At 48.3% G+C, this 19,067-nt stretch carries 13 protein-coding genes; 5 read left to right on the top strand and 8 right to left on the bottom strand.

Translation table 11 applies throughout. The features are described from left to right. The first annotated feature begins 34 nt into the window (after positions 1 to 34). Positions 35 to 595, top strand: coding sequence for an LbetaH domain-containing protein (locus AC3CIC_RS20860; protein ID WP_488516080.1), 561 nt, complete (start codon positions 35 to 37; stop codon positions 593 to 595). Then, the gene (locus tag AC3CIC_RS20855; protein WP_488516079.1) at positions 585 to 1,595 is read left to right on the top strand and encodes a CobW family GTP-binding protein; all 1,011 of its coding nucleotides are present in this window, start codon (positions 585 to 587) and stop codon (positions 1,593 to 1,595) included. The genes AC3CIC_RS20860 and AC3CIC_RS20855 overlap by 11 nt, the downstream gene beginning before the upstream one ends. 171 nt (positions 1,596 to 1,766) lie before the next feature. Here AC3CIC_RS20855 and modF read toward each other — a convergent pair whose 3' ends face one another. The 8 genes from modF to AC3CIC_RS20815 all read right to left on the bottom strand — a co-directional run bounded on the left by modF (position 1,767) and on the right by AC3CIC_RS20815 (position 15,649). Beyond that, the gene (gene modF / locus AC3CIC_RS20850) at positions 1,767 to 3,221 is read right to left on the bottom strand and encodes a molybdate ABC transporter ATP-binding protein ModF (protein ID WP_488516078.1); all 1,455 of its coding nucleotides are present in this window, start codon (positions 3,219 to 3,221) and stop codon (positions 1,767 to 1,769) included. Between the two features lie 1,014 nt (positions 3,222 to 4,235). Then, on the bottom strand, positions 4,236 to 6,305 hold the full coding sequence (locus tag AC3CIC_RS20845; protein WP_488516077.1) for an EAL domain-containing protein: 2,070 nt from the start codon (positions 6,303 to 6,305) through the stop codon (positions 4,236 to 4,238). Positions 6,306 to 6,316: 11 nt separating this feature from the next. After that, positions 6,317 to 7,150, bottom strand: a complete 834-nt coding sequence (locus AC3CIC_RS20840; protein WP_488516076.1) for a substrate-binding periplasmic protein — start codon at positions 7,148 to 7,150, stop codon at positions 6,317 to 6,319. Positions 7,151 to 7,586: 436 nt separating this feature from the next. Next, entirely contained in the window at positions 7,587 to 7,850 is a 264-nt protein-coding gene (locus AC3CIC_RS20835) for a glutaredoxin family protein (RefSeq protein ID WP_394208899.1), read from the bottom strand. 183 nt (positions 7,851 to 8,033) lie between these two features. After that, positions 8,034 to 11,147 carry a beta-galactosidase gene (locus AC3CIC_RS20830; RefSeq protein WP_488516075.1) on the bottom strand — a complete coding sequence of 1,038 codons (3,114 nt, stop codon included), beginning with the start codon at positions 11,145 to 11,147 and terminating at the stop codon, positions 8,034 to 8,036. Positions 11,148 to 11,191: 44 nt separating this feature from the next. Further along, the gene (locus tag AC3CIC_RS20825; RefSeq protein WP_488516074.1) at positions 11,192 to 13,336 is read right to left on the bottom strand and encodes an alpha-galactosidase; all 2,145 of its coding nucleotides are present in this window, start codon (positions 13,334 to 13,336) and stop codon (positions 11,192 to 11,194) included. A 63-nt stretch (positions 13,337 to 13,399) separates the two neighbouring features. Beyond that, positions 13,400 to 14,431 (bottom strand): substrate-binding domain-containing protein, encoded by a 1,032-nt coding sequence (locus AC3CIC_RS20820; RefSeq protein ID WP_488516073.1) that lies wholly within the window; start codon positions 14,429 to 14,431, stop codon positions 13,400 to 13,402. Positions 14,432 to 14,521: 90 nt separating this feature from the next. After that, positions 14,522 to 15,649 (bottom strand): ABC transporter ATP-binding protein, encoded by a 1,128-nt coding sequence (locus tag AC3CIC_RS20815; RefSeq protein ID WP_488516072.1) that lies wholly within the window; start codon positions 15,647 to 15,649, stop codon positions 14,522 to 14,524. Positions 15,650 to 15,884: 235 nt separating this feature from the next. Between AC3CIC_RS20815 and AC3CIC_RS20810 the strand changes: the two genes are divergently transcribed. The 3 genes from AC3CIC_RS20810 to AC3CIC_RS20800 are packed head-to-tail and all read left to right on the top strand — an operon-like array spanning position 15,885 to position 18,902. Further along, positions 15,885 to 16,787, top strand: coding sequence for a carbohydrate ABC transporter permease (locus tag AC3CIC_RS20810; protein ID WP_488516071.1), 903 nt, complete (start codon positions 15,885 to 15,887; stop codon positions 16,785 to 16,787). Next, the gene (locus tag AC3CIC_RS20805; protein ID WP_488516070.1) at positions 16,787 to 17,638 is read left to right on the top strand and encodes a carbohydrate ABC transporter permease; all 852 of its coding nucleotides are present in this window, start codon (positions 16,787 to 16,789) and stop codon (positions 17,636 to 17,638) included. Before AC3CIC_RS20810 ends, AC3CIC_RS20805 begins: the two co-directional genes overlap by 1 nt. Before the next feature lie 31 nt (positions 17,639 to 17,669). Further along, positions 17,670 to 18,902: an ABC transporter substrate-binding protein gene (locus tag AC3CIC_RS20800; RefSeq protein ID WP_488516069.1), complete on the top strand. Its 1,233-nt coding sequence runs from the start codon at positions 17,670 to 17,672 to the stop codon at positions 18,900 to 18,902. Positions 18,903 to 19,067 lie beyond the last annotated feature (165 nt).

Here is a 19,067-nt window from a genome sequence, read left to right as displayed (position 1 = left end):
TGCTGTTTCATCGAAAAACGTTAGGGAGAATGACGTGCTGAGAAAAAATCCTTCTGGCCACTATCCACATGTATCCGAAAGCGCCTTCATTGACCCCACTGCCATCATCTGCGGTCACGTTATTATTGAAGAAAATGTGTTTGTAGGGCCCTACGCGGTAATTCGTGCAGATGAAGTCGATGATTCGGGCAACATGCAGCCGATCACTATTCACAGTGACTCCAACATTCAAGATGGCGTGGTTATTCACTCTAAAAGCGGGGCGGCGGTGTCGATTGGCAAACAAACATCTATTGCGCATCGCTCCATTGTGCATGGCCCCTGTGAGACTGGAGACAATGTGTTCATCGGATTCAATAGCGTGGTGTTTCGCACCACCATTGGCGATGGCTGTGTGATCCGTCATAACTGCGTTGTCGATGGCGTAGATTTACCCGCCACTTACCACGTCCCACCAATGATGAACATTGGCCCAGGGTTCGATCTCGATACGATCGAAAAAGTCCCACCTGAGTATTCCAGTTTTTCAGAGTCTGTTGTGTCAGCAAACAATGTCTTAGTCGAAGGCTACAAAAGGTTAGCGAATGAATTCTAAACCCCAAAAAATACTCGCCGTTCCAACGAATATCATCACGGGCTTTTTGGGGGTTGGAAAAACATCCGCGATCTTACATTTACTGAAAAGCAAACCGTCTAACGAACGCTGGGCCGTCTTGGTGAACGAATTTGGAGAAATTGGTGTTGATGGCAGCTTGTTTGAAGGCACACACTCCAAACAACAGGGGGTATTTATTCGAGAAGTGCCCGGTGGTTGCATGTGTTGTGCGGCGGGTCTTCCCATGCAAATTGCGCTATCACAACTGCTTTCTGAGGCAAGACCTGATCGTTTGTTGATTGAGCCCACAGGGTTAGGTCACCCTAAAGAAGTACTGGAAGTACTGACATCGGAATATTACCAAGAGGTACTCGCGTTACAAAAAACACTGACCTTGGTGGATGCACGAGCATTGTCAGACGAACGCTACACCAGCCATGCCACCTTCAATCAGCAAATAGCGATGGCCGATCTTGTTGTGGGCAACAAAGTCGATTTATATCGAGAAGGTGACACAGCGAGATTGGCCAACTATGTAAAAGAACACGCTGCGGCGCAGACAGAAATTGTGTTAACCCAAAACGGCGACATTCCGTTTTCTTTCCTGTCTGGCCCAAGTGTTAATCACTTGTTGGACCCACACCATCACCATCACCATCAGCATAAACAAGACAAGCCATTGGCATCTGAGCGTCCTATCCCTGCCTGTGGTTTTATTAAAGCAGCAAACCAAGATGACGGTTATTCGAGCATCGGGTGGCGTTTTTCGCCAGACAAGATCTTTGACTATAAAACCCTCTCGCGATTTTTACCGACCATAAAAGCAGTGAGGATGAAGGCCGTCTTTATCACAGACACTGGGGTGTTTGGGTATAACCTCACCTTGGATGCACTTGAAAAAATGACGTTGGATGATGCGATGGAAAGCCGAATTGAAATTGTCTCGGATGGTCAGTTCGATGATGTGGAAGCACGCTTATTGGCGTGTGTTCTCGCGTAAATCTACACGCTAACACACCTTAAAATGGCGGTTTTTTATGTGGTGAGGCATGGCATTGATATGATTGCTGTGAATACGCAGATAGTCACTGTTCTTGGATAGCCTCAGTGATATCTGCAAACCGCGAAATCACTTTTTTTTGGTGGTACGAGTAGCCTTACATCAAGCCAATTAACACCCTGAAATCTTCGCCCGATAACACTTACTCGCCTCATCAAACACAAACGTTAGCGTGTTTCGAATGCTTGCCAGTTCATCATCCTGATAGTGTGAAACATAGAGCAATTGACTGAGATTTTCCTTGGCGATAAGCTCCAAGGTGCTTTTCATCAGCCTGCGGCCGAGGTAATCCAAGCCTTGGTAGGGTTCGTCCAAGATCAGCAAGGTGGGGTGTTTTACAATGGCGCGGGCGATGAGTAGCAAGCGTTGTTGACCGTATTCCAACTGGCGAAACGGGGTTTTGACGTACTGGCCCATATGGAGGATATCCAGCCATTCTTTGGCAAGCTCTCGCTCTTTGCGTGTGGGTTGGTTGTACAGGCCGATAGAATCATAGAAACCCGAAATAATCACCTCTAACGCGCTGCAGTTAACCCGATATTGCAGGTGCAAGGCTGACGACACCATACCGATATGCTTTTTGATTTCCCAGATGGTTTCGCCAGAACCACGCTGCTTACCGAAAATGTGAATGTCATTGCTGTAGCACTGCGGGTGATCACCAAAGATCATGCCGAGCAGGGTACTTTTGCCACAACCATTCGGGCCTTTCACTTGCCAATGTTGGCCTTTATCGATGCGCCAATTCACCTCGGTAAAAATGGTTTTTGCGGTGTATTCCACGTGCCCGTGTTTGAGTTCAAAGATGGGGTTCTCAAAGGGAGAATTGTGCTGATGACGGCGAATCAACGTCATCATGTCATCGCTTTGTTCTTTCGATTGGGCCTTGATTTGCGTGATCACCGGGTGAGTGTTCCACGCGTTCTTGTCCATTAGACCTTCTAGCTTGCCGTGGTTGAACAGGGCAATGTGGTCGACCCATTCTGGCATGTCTTCTTCGCGTGAAAATGTCACCATCATTGGCACGGTTTGGGACAGGGTTGTGAGGTAGTGTGCTAATGCCGCGCGATGGGCCACATCTAGGCCGCTGAAAGGATTATCCAATACCAGAAAATCAGGTTGAGTTGCCAGTGCACGCGCCAGCATCACGCGTCGGGTTTCTCCGGTCGACAATACCCGAAAGCCGCTGTCTGCAAGATGGTTGAGATCCAAATCGTCGATCAGTTGCTGCGTTAGCGCTTTATTATTCAGGCTGTTGGCGTAGATCAGATCGTACACCGTGGTGCCTGTGTCGATGCGGTCCAGGAAATCAGTATCGTCGTGGGCGATCTCGTCATCCAGCAATCGCTGCTGCGTGACCAACGAAACTTGGGCGATGTTGCCTGCGCCTTTTTCTAGCGTGCCGGAAAAAGGCAATTCGTCACATAGTAAGCTGCCGAGCAGCGATCCAATGTCGCCCTCTGTGCTGAAAACGGCCCAGGATTGCTGATTGTCAATCACCCAACTGCCAATGTTCAATGTCGATGTTGCGCCGCTTGCGTGAACGAGTTCAAACCTGAATTCCATGGTTAACGTGCATCCTTTATAGTGCTTTTTTTTTTGCGTTAAGTAATAGGTGTTGCTCAATACAGACTACAGTAAACATTCTCTGCGCCTATGGCTATGTGCCAGTGTCCTAATATAACAGACGTAACATACAAAGAAGCCATGACGAGGAAGAGTGGATTGTTTGAAAGTGTGTATTAGAGGGTTTATGTAAGAGATTGGGCGTGGCTAGAAACAAAAGACAGGGAAGTGGTGGCGAAAATGACATGAAAGGGGGGGGGGGGAGAGAGAAATAAAAGGACAGGCAAGATAGAGTCCGCATAGAAATAACCCTTACCTGTCCTAAATGCAAAGTGCATTAAAAATGTTTCACTTATTGCAAAGGACTTCCCTGTGGATTTACCAAAATGTCATCAAGGTACAACATGATGTCAGTAAATTCTTTGTGGTAATGAATGGAGTTGGTCGATTCATTACTGGTTTAATCGCGCTACGTTACTTATTTATAAGCAAGTGAAAGTTTCTTTCTGTAATGATATAGATGGAAAAATTACTTTCATGCGTATTGAGCAAGCGATTGTTTAATAGAAATTTCATGGTTAATTCCTTTTAACATGAATAGCGATGCTATCGCCCGGTAAATGCACGAAAAAAGTGCGCACTTACGTAATAGGTTGCCAGCGAAGAAATAATACCGATAACTGCAACAACAAACCCGATTAACTGTTACTACAAAATACAGATGATCGGTACAACATATACAGTTAGCTGTTACGACAATTTCTCCGCCAGCGTTTTTCTTTGTGATTAACTCTCGTTGCTATGGGTTAATCTTTATTCAATTCCCGATCTATTAAAAGCGATTTCTATCTCAATATGGCGATAGTGTATTCAGATCGAAACACCACTGTCGGGATATTTAATACTTTTATTGGTGTTATACGTTGTATTTCCAAAAGATGTGGGGAGGGGGCTCCCCATTATCCATATGATTTATTTGTAATTAATGGTTCTATCGAGAATGATCAAGGGGTTTCAGGAGGCATCAACACATATTTGGTTGGAAAGCTGGCGTTTCACGAGAAACAACAACAAATCACGAACCGATAGTGGGGTTGAGTAGAAGTAGCCTTGCGCACACTCAAAACCTTGGTTGAGTAAGTAGGTTACTTGCTCATGGGTTTCCACGCCCTCTGCGACGATCGCCATGTTGAGCTTGTCGGCAAGGTACTGCACCACATTGAAAATCGCTTTAGCGTCTTCATCAATGGGTAATGCCTGAGTGAAGTGTTTGTCGATTTTGATTTGATCAAAGCCATAAGTCATCAAGTATTCAAGCGAAGCAAAGCCAGTGCCGAAATCGTCCAGCGTCACCGTCACACCTGCGTTTTTGAGCCATTGACGGGTTTGGCTGCTCGATGCTGTGTCAAACATCTGGGTGGACTCTGTAATTTCAATATCCAGATATCGCAGCGGCACATTGTATTTTGTCGCCGTGGCCAAAAGATCAACGATAAAGCCTTCGGAAACAAGCTGTCGTGGGGATACGTTGACGCTGAATCTAAAGTCTTCTGGCAGTTTATCGAGCACTTGACTCATGTCAGAAAAAGCGCGATGCATCACTTCTCTTCCCAGTGCCACTATCAAGCCGTTTCGTTCAGCCTCTTCAATGATTTCAACATGTGTGTGTGTTGTATTGTTCAGTCGAAGTAGGGCTTCACAGCCAGTGATGCTTCCTGTTCTCATGTTGACCTTGGGTTGGTAAAGCAGATTGAAATCTTTGTTTTCTATCGTCTGTTGTAATGCTTTGCGGACGGCTTCTTGCCGAGTTCTGGCTAAATCTGCTTGTTTGTCATAGAAACGAATGCATTTTCGGCCTGCGTCTTTGGCGACATATAACGCGATGTCAGTGGCATGAGAAAGCTGTCGTGGGTTTTGGCCATCATCGGGGAAGAACGCGACGCCCAACGAGCAAGAGATATGGTGTGTGCCTCCGGGTAACTGCTCGCTCAGTGAAATAGTCAGCAGGGGACTCAAAAGCTTCAGCACAATGTCATGGTTCTTTTTGTTTGGCAAAATGAAGACAAACTCATCGCCCCCTGTTCGGCTAATCGGCGTGCCTTTTGGTAAATGTTCTTTGAGAGTGTTGGCGAGGGTCACCAAAAGGGCATCACCGGTCTGGTGTCCGTAGGCATCGTTGTAACTGCCAAAGTCGTCAATATCGAGTGACACGACGGCGAATGGCAATGCTTGATCGCATCGCTTGGTCAGTTCAGCAAGAAGAGCGCGACGGTTTGCCACATTGGTTAGGGGGTCAATTTCCGACAGTGACTTCAACTCGGATTTCGCGGCTTCTAGATCTGTCATGTAGCTCGTCGCTTGCATGACAGAGTTGTTGTAGGCATCCACCAAACGACCAAATTCGTCGCGGTCATGGCCTTTTACTTTCTGGATCGTGGTGTTTTTTTGTTGACCAATTCGGGCACTTTCATCGATAGATTCGATAATGTTTGAGAGCGGTCTGCCTATCTGTTTATGGAAGAAAATAGTCAGAATGATCGCGACCAGCAACACCTCGCCCAGGGTCGATAGCCCGATGGTCCACAGCAGTTGAAGAAATTCACGATGCGTTGTTTGATAGTTAACGTTGCCGACAAGGTAGCCTACTGGCTCATCGACATATTGATTGTTTCTGTGTACATGGAAAACCAGAGGATACGTCAGTTTGGTATGTGGCGGCGTTGACAAGAAAACGTCCGTCCATGACCTTTCTGCGGCAGCGGAACCGTTGAGCGGTGCTATCTCTGCGACGGTATCTTTGTAATTATCGAGTAGCGCAATCCCATGAAACAGTGTGTCATTTTGAAAGCTCTTCAGTAGTGAATAGCCCTGTGCCGAGTCTAGGTTAAATGCGGCATAAGCGGCACTGTCTAGGATGTTTTCAATCCGCAAGCGCGCAGTTTGTTCTTTCTGATCATGGAGTCGATTAAGTTGTACCGAAGCAATAATGACGCTCAATAGAGTACCGCCAATGATGCTTACTAACATCACGGACGTGACAAACCGTCTGAGAAGCGGTGTGCTGGCGTTCGATATTTTCTGCATTATTGCTGCACCTATTTGGACGTGGGTAAGGTCGCTTTACAAGAACGCTCGTAGAGTTTCGCTGAATCGTTACCGATGCAAATGCGATGGAGATCGCCATTTTCTCTTAGGGTTTTGTATGCCGTTGTTAGGTTATCAATGACTGCTTGATCAGAGTTCAGGCTCATCGCCAAATGCAGTACCAAGGGTTTGCTTGGTTGTCCGAGATAGAAAAATGGCTTCAGACTCTGATCGGCATTTTCGCTGTAGGCATAAATCGACCAAAGTCCTGTCACATAGTCACATTTTTTTGCGTTGAGGAGCGTGAGATTGAGAGCCGGACGTGCAATACCGCCATTATCGGTGCGATAAGTCGCCAGCACGCTTCTAACGGAAAACAGGTTCTTGTTCGGCTCATAACCGAGGCTTTTTAGATATTGATACGAGTGCGTGTCAAGCTCTGAGCAAATACGAAATTTTTTAGCCTCTTCAAGGGTCGGTACATTCAGATCGTCACGGCGTTTAAGGCCGATTAACGAGGATCGCTCTAACGCATACAATGCGCCAACCCAATGAAAAAGCGTGGAACGTTTTTCGGAATAGGCCAAAGAGAAAATGGCGACATTCGTTTCTTTCTGTGCTTTTTTGTAAGCACGCGCCCAAGGCATCACTGCAATAGTGGCTTCGTTATAGCCTGCTTCGTCCAAAATGGCGTTGACCATATCAACGGCTTTTCCCTGAAATTCACCGCCGTCATTGATGGTTTGAAAGGGTGGCAGTATTTCGGACACAACACGCAGTGGATGGGGTTCACCGTTCACCAGTGTTGAAATTAAAAACGTTAGCGATAGTAGAAAAATTCTCATAAAAGGCAGCTTGTCTGTCCCCATAATTTGACGAGCAAAGTCTTGATAATATGGCGTGAAATCTTGCTCGCTGGCTTTCGTATCCCGTCATAGTAAAGATCCATCCCGTTTTGGATTGTCTCGTTTTCGGTAAATACAACAAACTTAATTCACGACGCGATAAAAGCGATTAAGGCAGAGGAATCAATATTGATACTTCTTTCACTGCTGGCATTTAATATTGAATATGCATCCAAGATTTTGTCGATGAGGGAAGATGGAAATGTGAGATAACAAGGAGAGAGATAGAAGACAAAAGAAAGCGAGAAAAAAGAAAGGCAGCCAAAAAGGCAGCCAAAAAGGCGACAAAAAAAGATAAGAAAGATAAAAGTATGACGATGTGACATTGAAAAAGAAGCAATCAGCGCCACGATGAACGTAGCGCTGGAGGATTGGCTTACTTCGAAAAATTCTCTTTGAAGTAGTCGATGATGTCGTCTGACTCATACATCCATTCTATTGAGCCATCGTCATGGGCAATACGAAGGCATGGCACCATCCCCCTTCCTCCTTGCGTCACCAGTGTGTTGTACGCTTCTCTGTCTGCGCCAACATCAACCAGGTCAACGTCTAGGCTCATCATTTTCAGTGCCGCACGTACTTTGACGCAGTATGGGCAGAAGGTTTTGTGATAAAGGCTATGAGCGCTTAGGTTTGGCATTCTTGTTCCTTAAGGTTTGATAGAGTAATTTGTGGGTGCCTCCGAGTGCCTCGAAGCGATCAAGATATAATCAAGGCGCATTCAAGGCGTATTCAAGGTACTGCGGTTTTGTCGTACAAACGTTTATCTTGCCTATGTTTAGACCTGCCATCGAGCACTTTCTTTTCATGCCAATCGTTCACACTATTCCTGCTTCATGGTTAGGGTGAGCGAATATCGATAATGCAGCGCATTGAGCAGGTATTCTGGGTGCACACTGGGGCTCCAAGAGTCGTCCCCGCCTACGCCCATATGATGGCCGTCGATACGTAAATACAAGTGGTCATCTTGTACCAATTCATGTTGATGCTTGGCGTCGGCGAGGCTCTCTTGGCTGTAGCGGCTCACCGAGAAATGGAATAAGCCCAGTATGCGCAGGTTGTCGATATCCATTTGTCGTACATCGCATCGCAGTCCGTTTTCCGACGGAAAAATATAGGGGGTGTGCATGTCATCAATATGGGCGAGGTATCGGCTGACCATAGCGGCTGATTTACGGTCAGGGTAATTCTCAAATGGTCCTCGCCCGAACCACGCGACAGAATCGGTGAGCGGCAAGGCAAGCTCTAGTCCAACGCGAGGCAGCGCGGGCATACCAGGTGCGACGTTCACGTCAACGGTCAGCAATATTTCTCCAGACACATTCACTTCATAGCGCCAAAGGGTGGTGATCACCATCGTGTCGCCAGAAAAATAGCCATGATGAGAGCGAATCTGAATTTGGTCGCTGAGGACATCAACGGTGTTAAATAGGTTTTCATGACGCAACGAAAATAGCCCTGCCTCTTGCCACTTATTGAGCCAAGCATTGGGGTCAGGGTTATCGGCTTCACTCGCACCGATATCATTGTCGATAGGTGGACGAATGAAATTGTCTTTGGGCGCATCGAGTAACTGTTCTTCACCATCAATGAGCCATTGCACTAAATGCCCACTTTGTTTGTCGAACCCTAGCTCAAAATGCTCGCCGCGAATCGTCCAATGATCGGTATCTTCGAACACCTCTGGCAGTCGGTCTGGTGAAATGTCGGGTAGCGGTATGCTTGAATTAACCGGTAAGGCGAGTTGAAACCAACCAATCACAGTGCCTTTGTCCGCCCAAGGTTCTGGTTCTGACAGTACAACCTCGAGATTTACAAAGTAGGCTTTGCCAGGCTTGGCTTCGGGCAGGCGTTCTAAAAGCGTGTGTTGGCTGTCTTCACCAAGATGCAGGTGGAGGGCCTCTTCCCCGTAAGCGATCTGCTTGCCATTCTCTTGCAATGTCCAACGAAGGGAGAGTGCTTCCGGTGGATGAAACACGTATTCATGGCGCAAGGTAACGCTCAGAGGCGAAGCGCTGTTGAGTGTGTAGCCAAAGCGTTGCTGATGGTATTTGGCTTCAAAAGCGGACGGATGAGGGGTTCTGTCTGGAAACATGAGTCCGTTGATACAGAACTGCCTGTCGTTTGGTGTGTCGCCAAAATCGCCGCCGTAGGCCCAATGCTCTTGATCATGTTTCTGATTTGAACCTTGATCATCTTTCCGCAAAAGGCCTTGATCGACCCAATCCCAAATAAAACCGCCTTGTAGGCGTGGGTAGCGTCGGAATGCATCCCAATATTTGTCGAAACTGCCAAGGCTGTTTCCCATGGCGTGGGCATATTCGCATAAGATCAACGGGCGATCTTCGTTCGGTAATCCGATCCATTTTGGCAATGCCCACTTGGGCAACGTGATGTTGTCTTGATCTTGTTCGACTCGCGCATACATAGGGCACACAATGTCGGTGGCTTTTGTGTTTGCACCGCCACCTTCATATTGCACGGGTCGACTAGGATCGCGATGTTTTACCCATTGGTACATGGCATGGTGATTGGTACCAATGCCGGACTCATTGCCCAGCGACCAGATAATAATGCAGGGGTGGTTTTTGTCACGCTCGACCATGCGAGTCATGCGTTCCATGTAGGCACCCAGCCATTCGGTATTGTCAGACAACTGGCACATGGGCACTAAGCCGTGCGTTTCGATATTGGCTTCGTCGACCACGTACAAACCGTATTTATCACACAGTTGATAAAAAGCGGGGTGATTGGGGTAGTGCGAAGTCCGTATAGCGTTGAAGTTGTATTGCTTGATGAGTTTGATGTCGCTTTCGATGTCTTCAACGCGTTGAACGTAGCCGTGTTCGTGATGAAATTCATGACGGTTTACGCCACGAATAAGCGCAGGTTGTCCGTTGATCGTGAGTTGCCCGTTGATGATCTCAACCTGACGGAAGCCAACGTTACACGCTTCAATGTCGATAGCTTCGTCGTTCTCGTCCAGTAAGGTGACAACTAGTCGATACAGGTGCGGATCTTCATCGCTCCAAAGTCGAGGGCAGGAGATGGTGATTTGATGCTCAACGCGGTTAGACCAACTGCCTCGCTCGTCGATCGGGCGCTCGCCACAGCGTGATATGACAGGGCCTGAAATATCAACACCCTCATCAAACAGCTGAATAGCGACCCGGTCATGAATACCACGCAAGGTGGTGGTGACTGACAAGATGCCGATTTGATGAGTAGGGTCAAGGCGAGTGTTAACGTCGAAATCGACAATTTGATTTAAAGGTTTTATCCGCAGGGTGACATCGCGAAAAATACCACTCAGCCACCACATGTCCTGATCTTCAAGGTAACTGCCGTCGCTCCAACGTAGCACGACAGCGGTAAGTTGGTTTTCTCCGGCGGTGACATGTGGGCCTAAATCGAATTCTGCGGGTAAACGGCTGTCTTGGCTGTAGCCAACAAAGTGGCCGTTGCACCATAAATAAAAGGCAGCGCCGACACCTTCAAAACACACAATAATCTGAGATGTTAGCCGTGATTCTGGCAGCGAAAACGTGGTGCGATACACCCCCGTCGGGTTGTGCTCTGGCACGATGGGAGGAATGGATTCAAACGGATATTGCACATTGGTGTAGATAGGAATGTCGTCTGTTCCCTGACGTTGCCAATTCGACGGCACGGGCATGTTTCGCCATTCTGAATCATCAAACTCGCGGCAGACGGACAGCGGTAGCACAGACTCAGGCATATCAAACAGAGCAAATTTCCATTGTCCGTTCAGTGATAGGCGGTTTCGCGAGACAGGAATGGCGTTGCCTTGATCGTCTAATGCGGCCTCTATGCTGGGGTAGGAGGACATCGGGCAATGGGCAGGTAGCCGATTCAGGTGAGTGATCGATGGGTTTTCCCAGTGACGACGGCGTATTAACTCTGTATAGCGGGTCATACTGTGCTTCTCTTTATCTGATGCGTCATGGTTCGTGTTCAAAATCATACCAAGGTGAAGGACAACAGCATGGCACTTTCCGGGTCCATTAATGGCAAGCTTAGTCCAATTTGGATCAGCTGATCACCTTGAATCGTCAATGGTTTATCCATCCAGACAGGCTTGTGCTTCATGGTGTGGGAAAATGCGGCAGGTGAATCGAGCACTTCGACACGGTAGCGTTTGTTGGCGCACAACACAGGTAAACGAAGCTGTCCGCAAAGGGCGTATTGCGGCATAGCAAGTTGCGCGACAGCGAGCAGTGTGACGGAATCATCCATCACGCCATAAATGCGGGTGTTGGGATCGTGTGACGGCAGGTTGAAGCATTTACCATGATGCAGTAACGGTCGGTATTGCTTGTGTAAACCTATATAGCGGGCAAAAGCGCGCAATTCGTTGTCTTCCAGCCCGACGGGGTCAAGTTCTGCGCCCATATGACCGAACAAAGCGGTGATACCGCGAAGTGACATATCGTGGCAACGACGTGTGGTGTGGCTTTGGCGCGGACCGATGTGACTGCCCATCACCTCTGGCGGGAAGAACAGTTGCATGCCCTGCTGAATACGTTGGCGTTCAAGCGCATCGTTGCAATCGGATGTCCAAAATCGGTGGGTGCGCTTTAACACTTCATAGTCAATGCGACCCCCGCCAGATGCGCAGGATTCGATTTCCACATAGGGGTGACGTGCTCTTAAGTCATCGATGAGTTGATAAAGCGCGAGTGTCTGTAAGTGATAGGCTGGACGAGAATCATGGCCAGCCTGCACGAGTTCACGGTTCATGTCCCACTTCAAATAAGCAATGTTGTGTTCGGTTAGCAGGGCATCGAGCGACGACAAGAGATAGTGGTAGGCGTTCTGATTTTGCAAATCGAGCACAAATTGATAGCGGCCTGAGGGTTGTGTGTACCCCAATGTATCAAGCCCTAGCATCCAATCAGGATGGTTGCGGAACAGTTCGGAGTCTTTGCTGACCATTTCCGGTTCCACCCACAAACCAAACTCCATCCCGAGCTGATTGATGTGATCGATCATGGGCGTAAGACCATCTGGGTATTTGCGTTTGTCGACTTGCCAATCACCGAGCGCACGGGTGTCGTTATCGCGGTTAATAAACCAACCATCATCAAGAATAAAGCGCTCGACGCCGAGACGTGCAACTGCGTCGGCCATTGCCATAATACGCCTTGGCTGGTGGTCGAAGTAGATACCTTCCCATGTATTGAAATGCACTGGGCGAGCGCTAGATGGCGGGAATTGCAGCAGCGATGAACGTACATATTGATGGAATTTTTGCATCATGCCGTTTAAGCCCTTAGCAGAGAAAACGGCGTACAAGGTGGGCGTATCAAAGGCTTCTCCGGGTGGGAGCATCACTTCGCCGGCGGCTAATAACGCTTCAGCTTGCAAGTAACGGCGTCCGTCACTTTTCACTTGGGCTTGAAGGCGATGGTTTCCGCTCCAGCCAAAGTGCATGCCTATCACGTCACCGCTGAGATCGTTGCTGTTGGGATGCAACGCAATCATGCCTGGAAAAGACTCGTGTGAGGTGCGACCACGGCGATTTTCTTGAATAAATCCACTGTGCTCGAGCGGGGTGCGCTGCAGTTGAAATTCGTGCGACCAGCGACCATGAAAGGAGATGATGTCTGAAAATGTCTCTGCCAGCGGCAAGGTCAAGGCAAAACGATTTACGGTGTAGTCGGCGCTGCCTGTGTTGATTAATCGCTGTTTAAGCGTCAACACATCGCTGTCTTCATCCAAGGCGAGTTCAATTATGATCTCAAGCGAAGCGCGAGGATCAGAGATGGTCAAACGCGCAGAAGATAAGCTTTCGGTAACGGAGATCAGTTCGAAGACGGGGGCCCAATCTTTCCCGTTCCTGTGGCCTTCAATACCGGGGCTGCCGAAATCACCGCGCCCTTGTTCGGGGCAAAGCGCCAACGGAATGTGGCTATCTAATCGTGCTTGTCCGACGGGAGCATCAAACAAGGCGGCTGAAAGCGGCTGTTCACGGCTAAATTTGTTGCCCCAGTAAACAATGGCAGGGGCAGGTTCAAGCTGGACAATCAAACTGTTGTTCGCAGACTGAAGATGCAAGAAACGCTCTGCTGGCGTCTTATTTAATGAAGTTGGGGTTGTCACCATGTTTGTCATCCCTTGAGCGGGCGCACTTTTTCGATGTTTGCGCCACTGCTTGTGAAATATTCATTAAGGCTTTGAGCGATTCACGTTTCGGACAGAATCTCTCTTTATCAATATAGGTTGGTAGCGACCATTTTTGGCTGGCGTTTCACTGTGCAGTAACCGCGAAATGGCAATTTCGGCGGCTTCCGTTGCCATTTCTGCAATGGGGTAGCGCACGGTAGAGAGTTTTGGGTGTAAATAACGGGCCACAAGACTGTCATCAAAACCAATCACAGACACGTCTTCCGGCACGTGATAACCCTTATCCGTCAGTGCGGTGATGACCCCAACCGCCATGCCGTCGTTGTAACAAAAGAGGGCACTGACCTTTTGATTGCGGCTTAGCAGTGCGTTGATCGCGGTTTCGCCGCCTTGTTCGTCGGGCGGGGAAAAAGCCATTGAGCTTTGTGTGTCGTCTCCGTTATTTGGTTTTTCCAAATGGTGGACGGCTAAGGCGTCAAGATAGCCTTGCTGACGTTGCTGAGTATCTTCAATGTGATGGTCTGAGCCAATGTAGGCAATATGGTGATGGCCTTGCTGGATAAGATGTTCAGTCGCCAAATAGGCACCTCGATAGTTATCAAGATACACGCACCGATCTTCTAACCCTTCGATGAGACGATTGATAAACACCATGGCGGGGAGTTCTTGTGCGTAAGCGCGAAGGGTGTCGTCGTCCAGTGCTTTGCTGTGGACGATTAGTGCGCCAACCTGGTTCTGGATCAGCGATTCAATGGCTTGTTTTTCTCGTACGGCATCGTGATAACCATTACCAATCAACAGTTGATGCCCGCGATAATGCGCAATGGTATCGACCTGTTTAACCAGCGTACCAAAAAAGGGGTCGGACACATCTGCCACCACAACACCAATGGTGAGGCTTTTTTTACTGACCAAAGTACGTGCAGCGGCATTGGGGCGATAACCCAATGTCACCATGGCCTGTTTAACCAGTGAAACCGTATCTGGTCGCGTCTGCGGTGAACCATTGAGTACCCGTGATACCGTGGCAACAGAAACACCTGCATGTTTGGCTACATCTTTAATTGTTGCCATGGGCTGTGCTCATCGTTGATCTCTCCAGAATACGGATCTCGGTTAGCGCTATCACCATGAGTGACTGGTTTATCGTTTACAGCTGTTCATCTATTCATCAGATTCAAGGCTGGCGCTTTTGGTAACCGTCGGCTCACGAAACGTTAAGGCTTGCTCATTGCTGTCGAACAGGTGGATATCGGCTGGAGAGCAATGCAAGGATACGGTTTGGAACGCTTTTACCGCGTTGTCACCGGGAATGTGCACTTTGAAGCTATCTACGCCGCTATATTGCCCAAACAAATAGGTGCTATTGCCGAGTCGTTCAACCACTTCACTGTGAAATTCAAAGTTGAATCCGGGGCCTTTGCCAATTTGAATATGCTCGGGGCGGATCCCCACGGTAACGGCTTCACCTTCGTTGACAGGTTTCGCCACCGGCACAGTTAATGATTGGCCGTCAGGCATGGTGATGGTCGCCTCGGTACCATTAGTGACCGAAACGGTACCCGACACAAAGTTCATTCTTGGTGAGCCAATAAACCCAGCGACAAACAGGTTGGCGGGGTTGTGGTAAAGCGCAAGCGGTGAACCAACTTGTTCGATGTTGCCGTCTCTCAACACCACGATTTTGTCGGCGAGCGTCATGGCTTCGACTTGATCGTGGGTGACATACACCATGGTGTTTTTTAGTTCTTGGTGGAGCTTGGCAATTTGCAGTCGCATCTCCACGCGCAATTCGGCGTCAAGGTTGGAAAGGGGTTCATCAAACAAAAACACTTTCGGGTCGCGAACAATCGCTCGACCAATGGCCACGCGTTGACGCTGACCACCGGATAGCGCTTTTGGTTTGCGATCGAGCAAAGGGTCGAGTTGCAAGGTCTTCGCAGCGCGATCAACCTGTTTGGCGATGTCATCTTTATCAACGCCATTCATTTTCAAGCCAAAGCCCATGTTTTCACGCACTGTCATATGCGGGTACAAAGCGTAGGATTGAAACACCATCGCCACACCGCGATCAGCAGGATCTACGTCGTTGACTTCGACGCCGTTAATGGAGATCTTTCCGTCTGATATGGTTTCCAATCCGGCGATCAAACGCAGAAGCGTCGACTTGCCGCAGCCGGATGGCCCAACAAAAACTACAAACTCCCCGCCCGAGATATCCAGATCGATGCCGTGAATTGTTTCTACTTTGCCGAAGCGCTTAATAACGTTTCTAAGTGTAATGTCCGCCATGCTGCAAGTCCTATGCTACGAGTTGCTTTTGATGAATTTAGATTTCGTTGTTCACTTCACCCTTTAATTAAAATAGTGCTTTTTTTGTGCAATGGAAACGTTTACATGAGATATTTTTTAAACTAGATTAAATTTAAACACAACAGTGCATTTACATTAAAGCAACAAGTTTCAGGGTGTATCAGCGCTTTCTCTCCCTTTTTCAAAACAAGGGATAAACGGACAGGACGTACTTATGACAGGGCTTTCCTCTACTGCATCTCCTACCGTAAGGCCTAAGCGAAGTCGGCTTATCGCAGCGCCTTGGTTGTTTCTCGCCCCCGCTATTGTGATTTTCTCGCTCTATGTGCTGTATCCCATCATGCAAAGCGTTTGGTTGAGCTTTTTTGAGTGGGACGACCTTGGCGAAAAAACGTGGGTAGGATGGGGCAATTACATCGAATTGTTTGATTCAGATGCCTTCTACACGGCGTTGGTGAACAATTTCATTTGGATGGTTTTGTTCATGCTCGCTCCGCCTATTGGCTTACTGATTGCGTTGTTTTTGAATCAGAAAGTCAAAGGTATTCGCCTCATCAAGGCATTGTTTTTCTTTCCCTTTGTTATTTCACAAGTGGTCGTCGGTTTGGTGTTTGCGTGGTTCTATGACCCATCATTCGGGTTGCTAACGCAGATGATGGTGGCAATGGGCTTTGATCCTGTTTCCATCTTGGCTGACGAAGATTTGGTGACCTACGGCATTATCGCCGCCGGTCTTTGGCCGCAAGTTGCCTATTGCATGATCTTGTATCTCACGGGGTTAAATAACCTCGACCCAGAGCAGCTAGAAGCCGCGCGCTTAGATGGTGCGAAAGGCTGGCGGATGCTTTGGTATGTGGTAGTGCCACAACTGAAACCGGCAACCTTTATTGCCGTCGTCGTCACCGTGATTGGCGCATTGCGCTCGTTCGATTTAGTCGCGACCATGACAGCGGGTGGCCCTTGGGGCAGCTCAACAGTCCTTGCATACCTTATGTATGAAGAATCTATTTTTAACTATCGAATGGGCTACGGCGCTGCGGTTGCAGTCGTACTGTTCCTGATCATGCTTGTATATATCGCCTGGTTCTTGTGGCGCATGTTGAAAGGAGAGCGCTAATGTTTCCAAGACCGATAGAGAATCGTGGAGCGGTCGCTAACGTGACGTATCGTATCGCTCTGTATGTTGCGGTTTGCTTGTGGTTGATCCCACTTGCTGCCGTGCTGATGACCTCAGTGCGATCGATTGCCGACATTAATGCTGGCAACTACTGGGGCATGCCCGATGAGCTGCAACTGGTTGAAAATTATACTCAAGTGTTTATCGCCACCCCAATGGGGCGTTATCTGATCAACAGTTTGCTGATCAGCATTCCTGCGGTTGCAGGCGCCGTTGTTGTGTCTACCTTGGCGGGTTTCGCGTTGGCGAAGTATAAATTTCGCGCCAATGTGTGGCTGTTTGCCCTGTTCATTGGCGGTAACTTTGTCCCCTTCCAAATCCTGATGATCCCAGTCCGTGACCTCACTATCGATCTGGGTATTTATGACACACACTGGGCGCTGATATTTTTCCATGTGGCATTCCAAGCAGGATTTTGCACCTTATTTATGCGCAATTTCATCGTCGGCATTCCTGATGCGCTCATTGAAGCGGCACGTGTTGAAGGGGTGAGTGAGTGGCGAATTTTTTGGTATGTGGTTCTCCCTTTAGTGAGGCCCGCACTGGCTGCATTGTCCGTTTTGGTCTTTACCTTTATATGGAACGACTTTTTCTGGGCGTTAGTGCTGGTGCAAAGCGATGAGGTTCGCCCAGTTACGGCTGGACTGAATGCATTGCAAGGACAGTGGTTAGCATCGTGGCAGTACATGTCTGCAGGGGCGGTGATTGCTGCACTTCCTCCTGTGGCTTTGTTTTTCACCATGCAGCGACATTTTATTGCCGGGTTAACGCTGGGCGCGACAAAAGGCTGATCTCGGTTTGACGACAATAAGGAAGACGAAAATGAGAACACTTGCGAAAAAAGGGTTGGGCGCACTTTGCTCCCTATTGCTTGTGCTAAGTGGCTCGGTTGCGGCTGGGACGCTGGTGATTAATTCAGATGCCTCTGATCCGGCGCCGAAAAAAGCGTGGGCAGAAGTGATCGCCAAGTTTGAGCAGAAAAACCCTGACATTGAGGTGAAATATAACCTTTATGATCACGAAGCCTACAAAACAACGATTCGTAACTGGCTGGTGACCTCTCCGCCGGATGTGGTGTTCTGGTACGCAGGCAATCGCATGAAAACCTTTGTCGATCGCGGTTTGTTTGAAGATGTCAGCGATATCTGGACAGCTAACGGCATGGTCGAAGATTTCGCCAGCGCAGCCCCAGCCATGACGATCAAAGGCAAGCAATATGGTGTGCCTTACACCTATTACCAATGGGGTATCTACTACCGTAAAGATTTGTTCGACAAATACGGTATTGCCGTACCGAAGACGTGGGAAGATCTGGTTGCCGCATCGAAGACACTGAGTGACAACGGTGTGACGCCATTTACCATTGGTACCAAGTACCTTTGGACGGCAGCGGGCTGGTTTGATTACTTGAACATGCGCGTGAACGGTCTCGATTTTCATATCGACTTGATGGACGGCAAAATCCCTTACACGGATCCGCGCGTCAAAGCCGTGTTTGAGAAGTGGAATGATCTGGTTGAGCCGGGTTACTATCTCAAAAATCACGCGTCTTATTCTTGGCAAGAAGCACAACCTTTCCTCTACAACGGCGAAGCGGCCATGTACCTGATGGGTAATTTCTTGGCAGCGAACTTCACCGATGAAGTGCGTCCGAATATGGGTTTCTTCCAATTCCCGGTGATCGATTCGACGGTGCCAATGGCAGAAGATGCGCCAATGGATACGTTGCATATTCCAAGCAAAGCTAAAAACAAAGAAGATGCGCGTAAGTTCCTCGCGTTTGTGGCTCAACCTGAAATCCAGACCATGATCAATGCAGCGATGCTGCAAATTCCCACCAACAACAAAGCAACGCCGAAAGATGATGAATACCTTAATGCAGGTGTTGTGATGCTGGGTGAAGCTGAGGGTACAGCGCAGTTTTATGACCGCGATACTGACCCTGCGATGGCGAAAGAAGGAATGAAGGGGTTCCAACAATATATGGTGCACCCTGATCGCATTGATGCCATTTTGAAGAAGTTAGAGAAAACGCGTCAACGGACGTTTAAATAGTATTATTTCAGAGAGTTAAACGCTTCTGTATATCTATAAGCAAGCATCATTCATTTGATGCTTGCTTATTTTTTTGTGATGTTGAGCAGAAAAACGCTTCGTATAAGAGGGGGCTGTACTAGAGTTAAGAGTACGTTGGCAAGAATGCTGACAGGTGATATTCAT

It is taken from the genome of Enterovibrio sp. QJM3NY_24 (assembly GCF_057786035.1).
The sequence above is the reverse complement of the archived record's forward strand: the minus strand, read 5'-3'. Positions and strand labels throughout refer to the sequence as shown.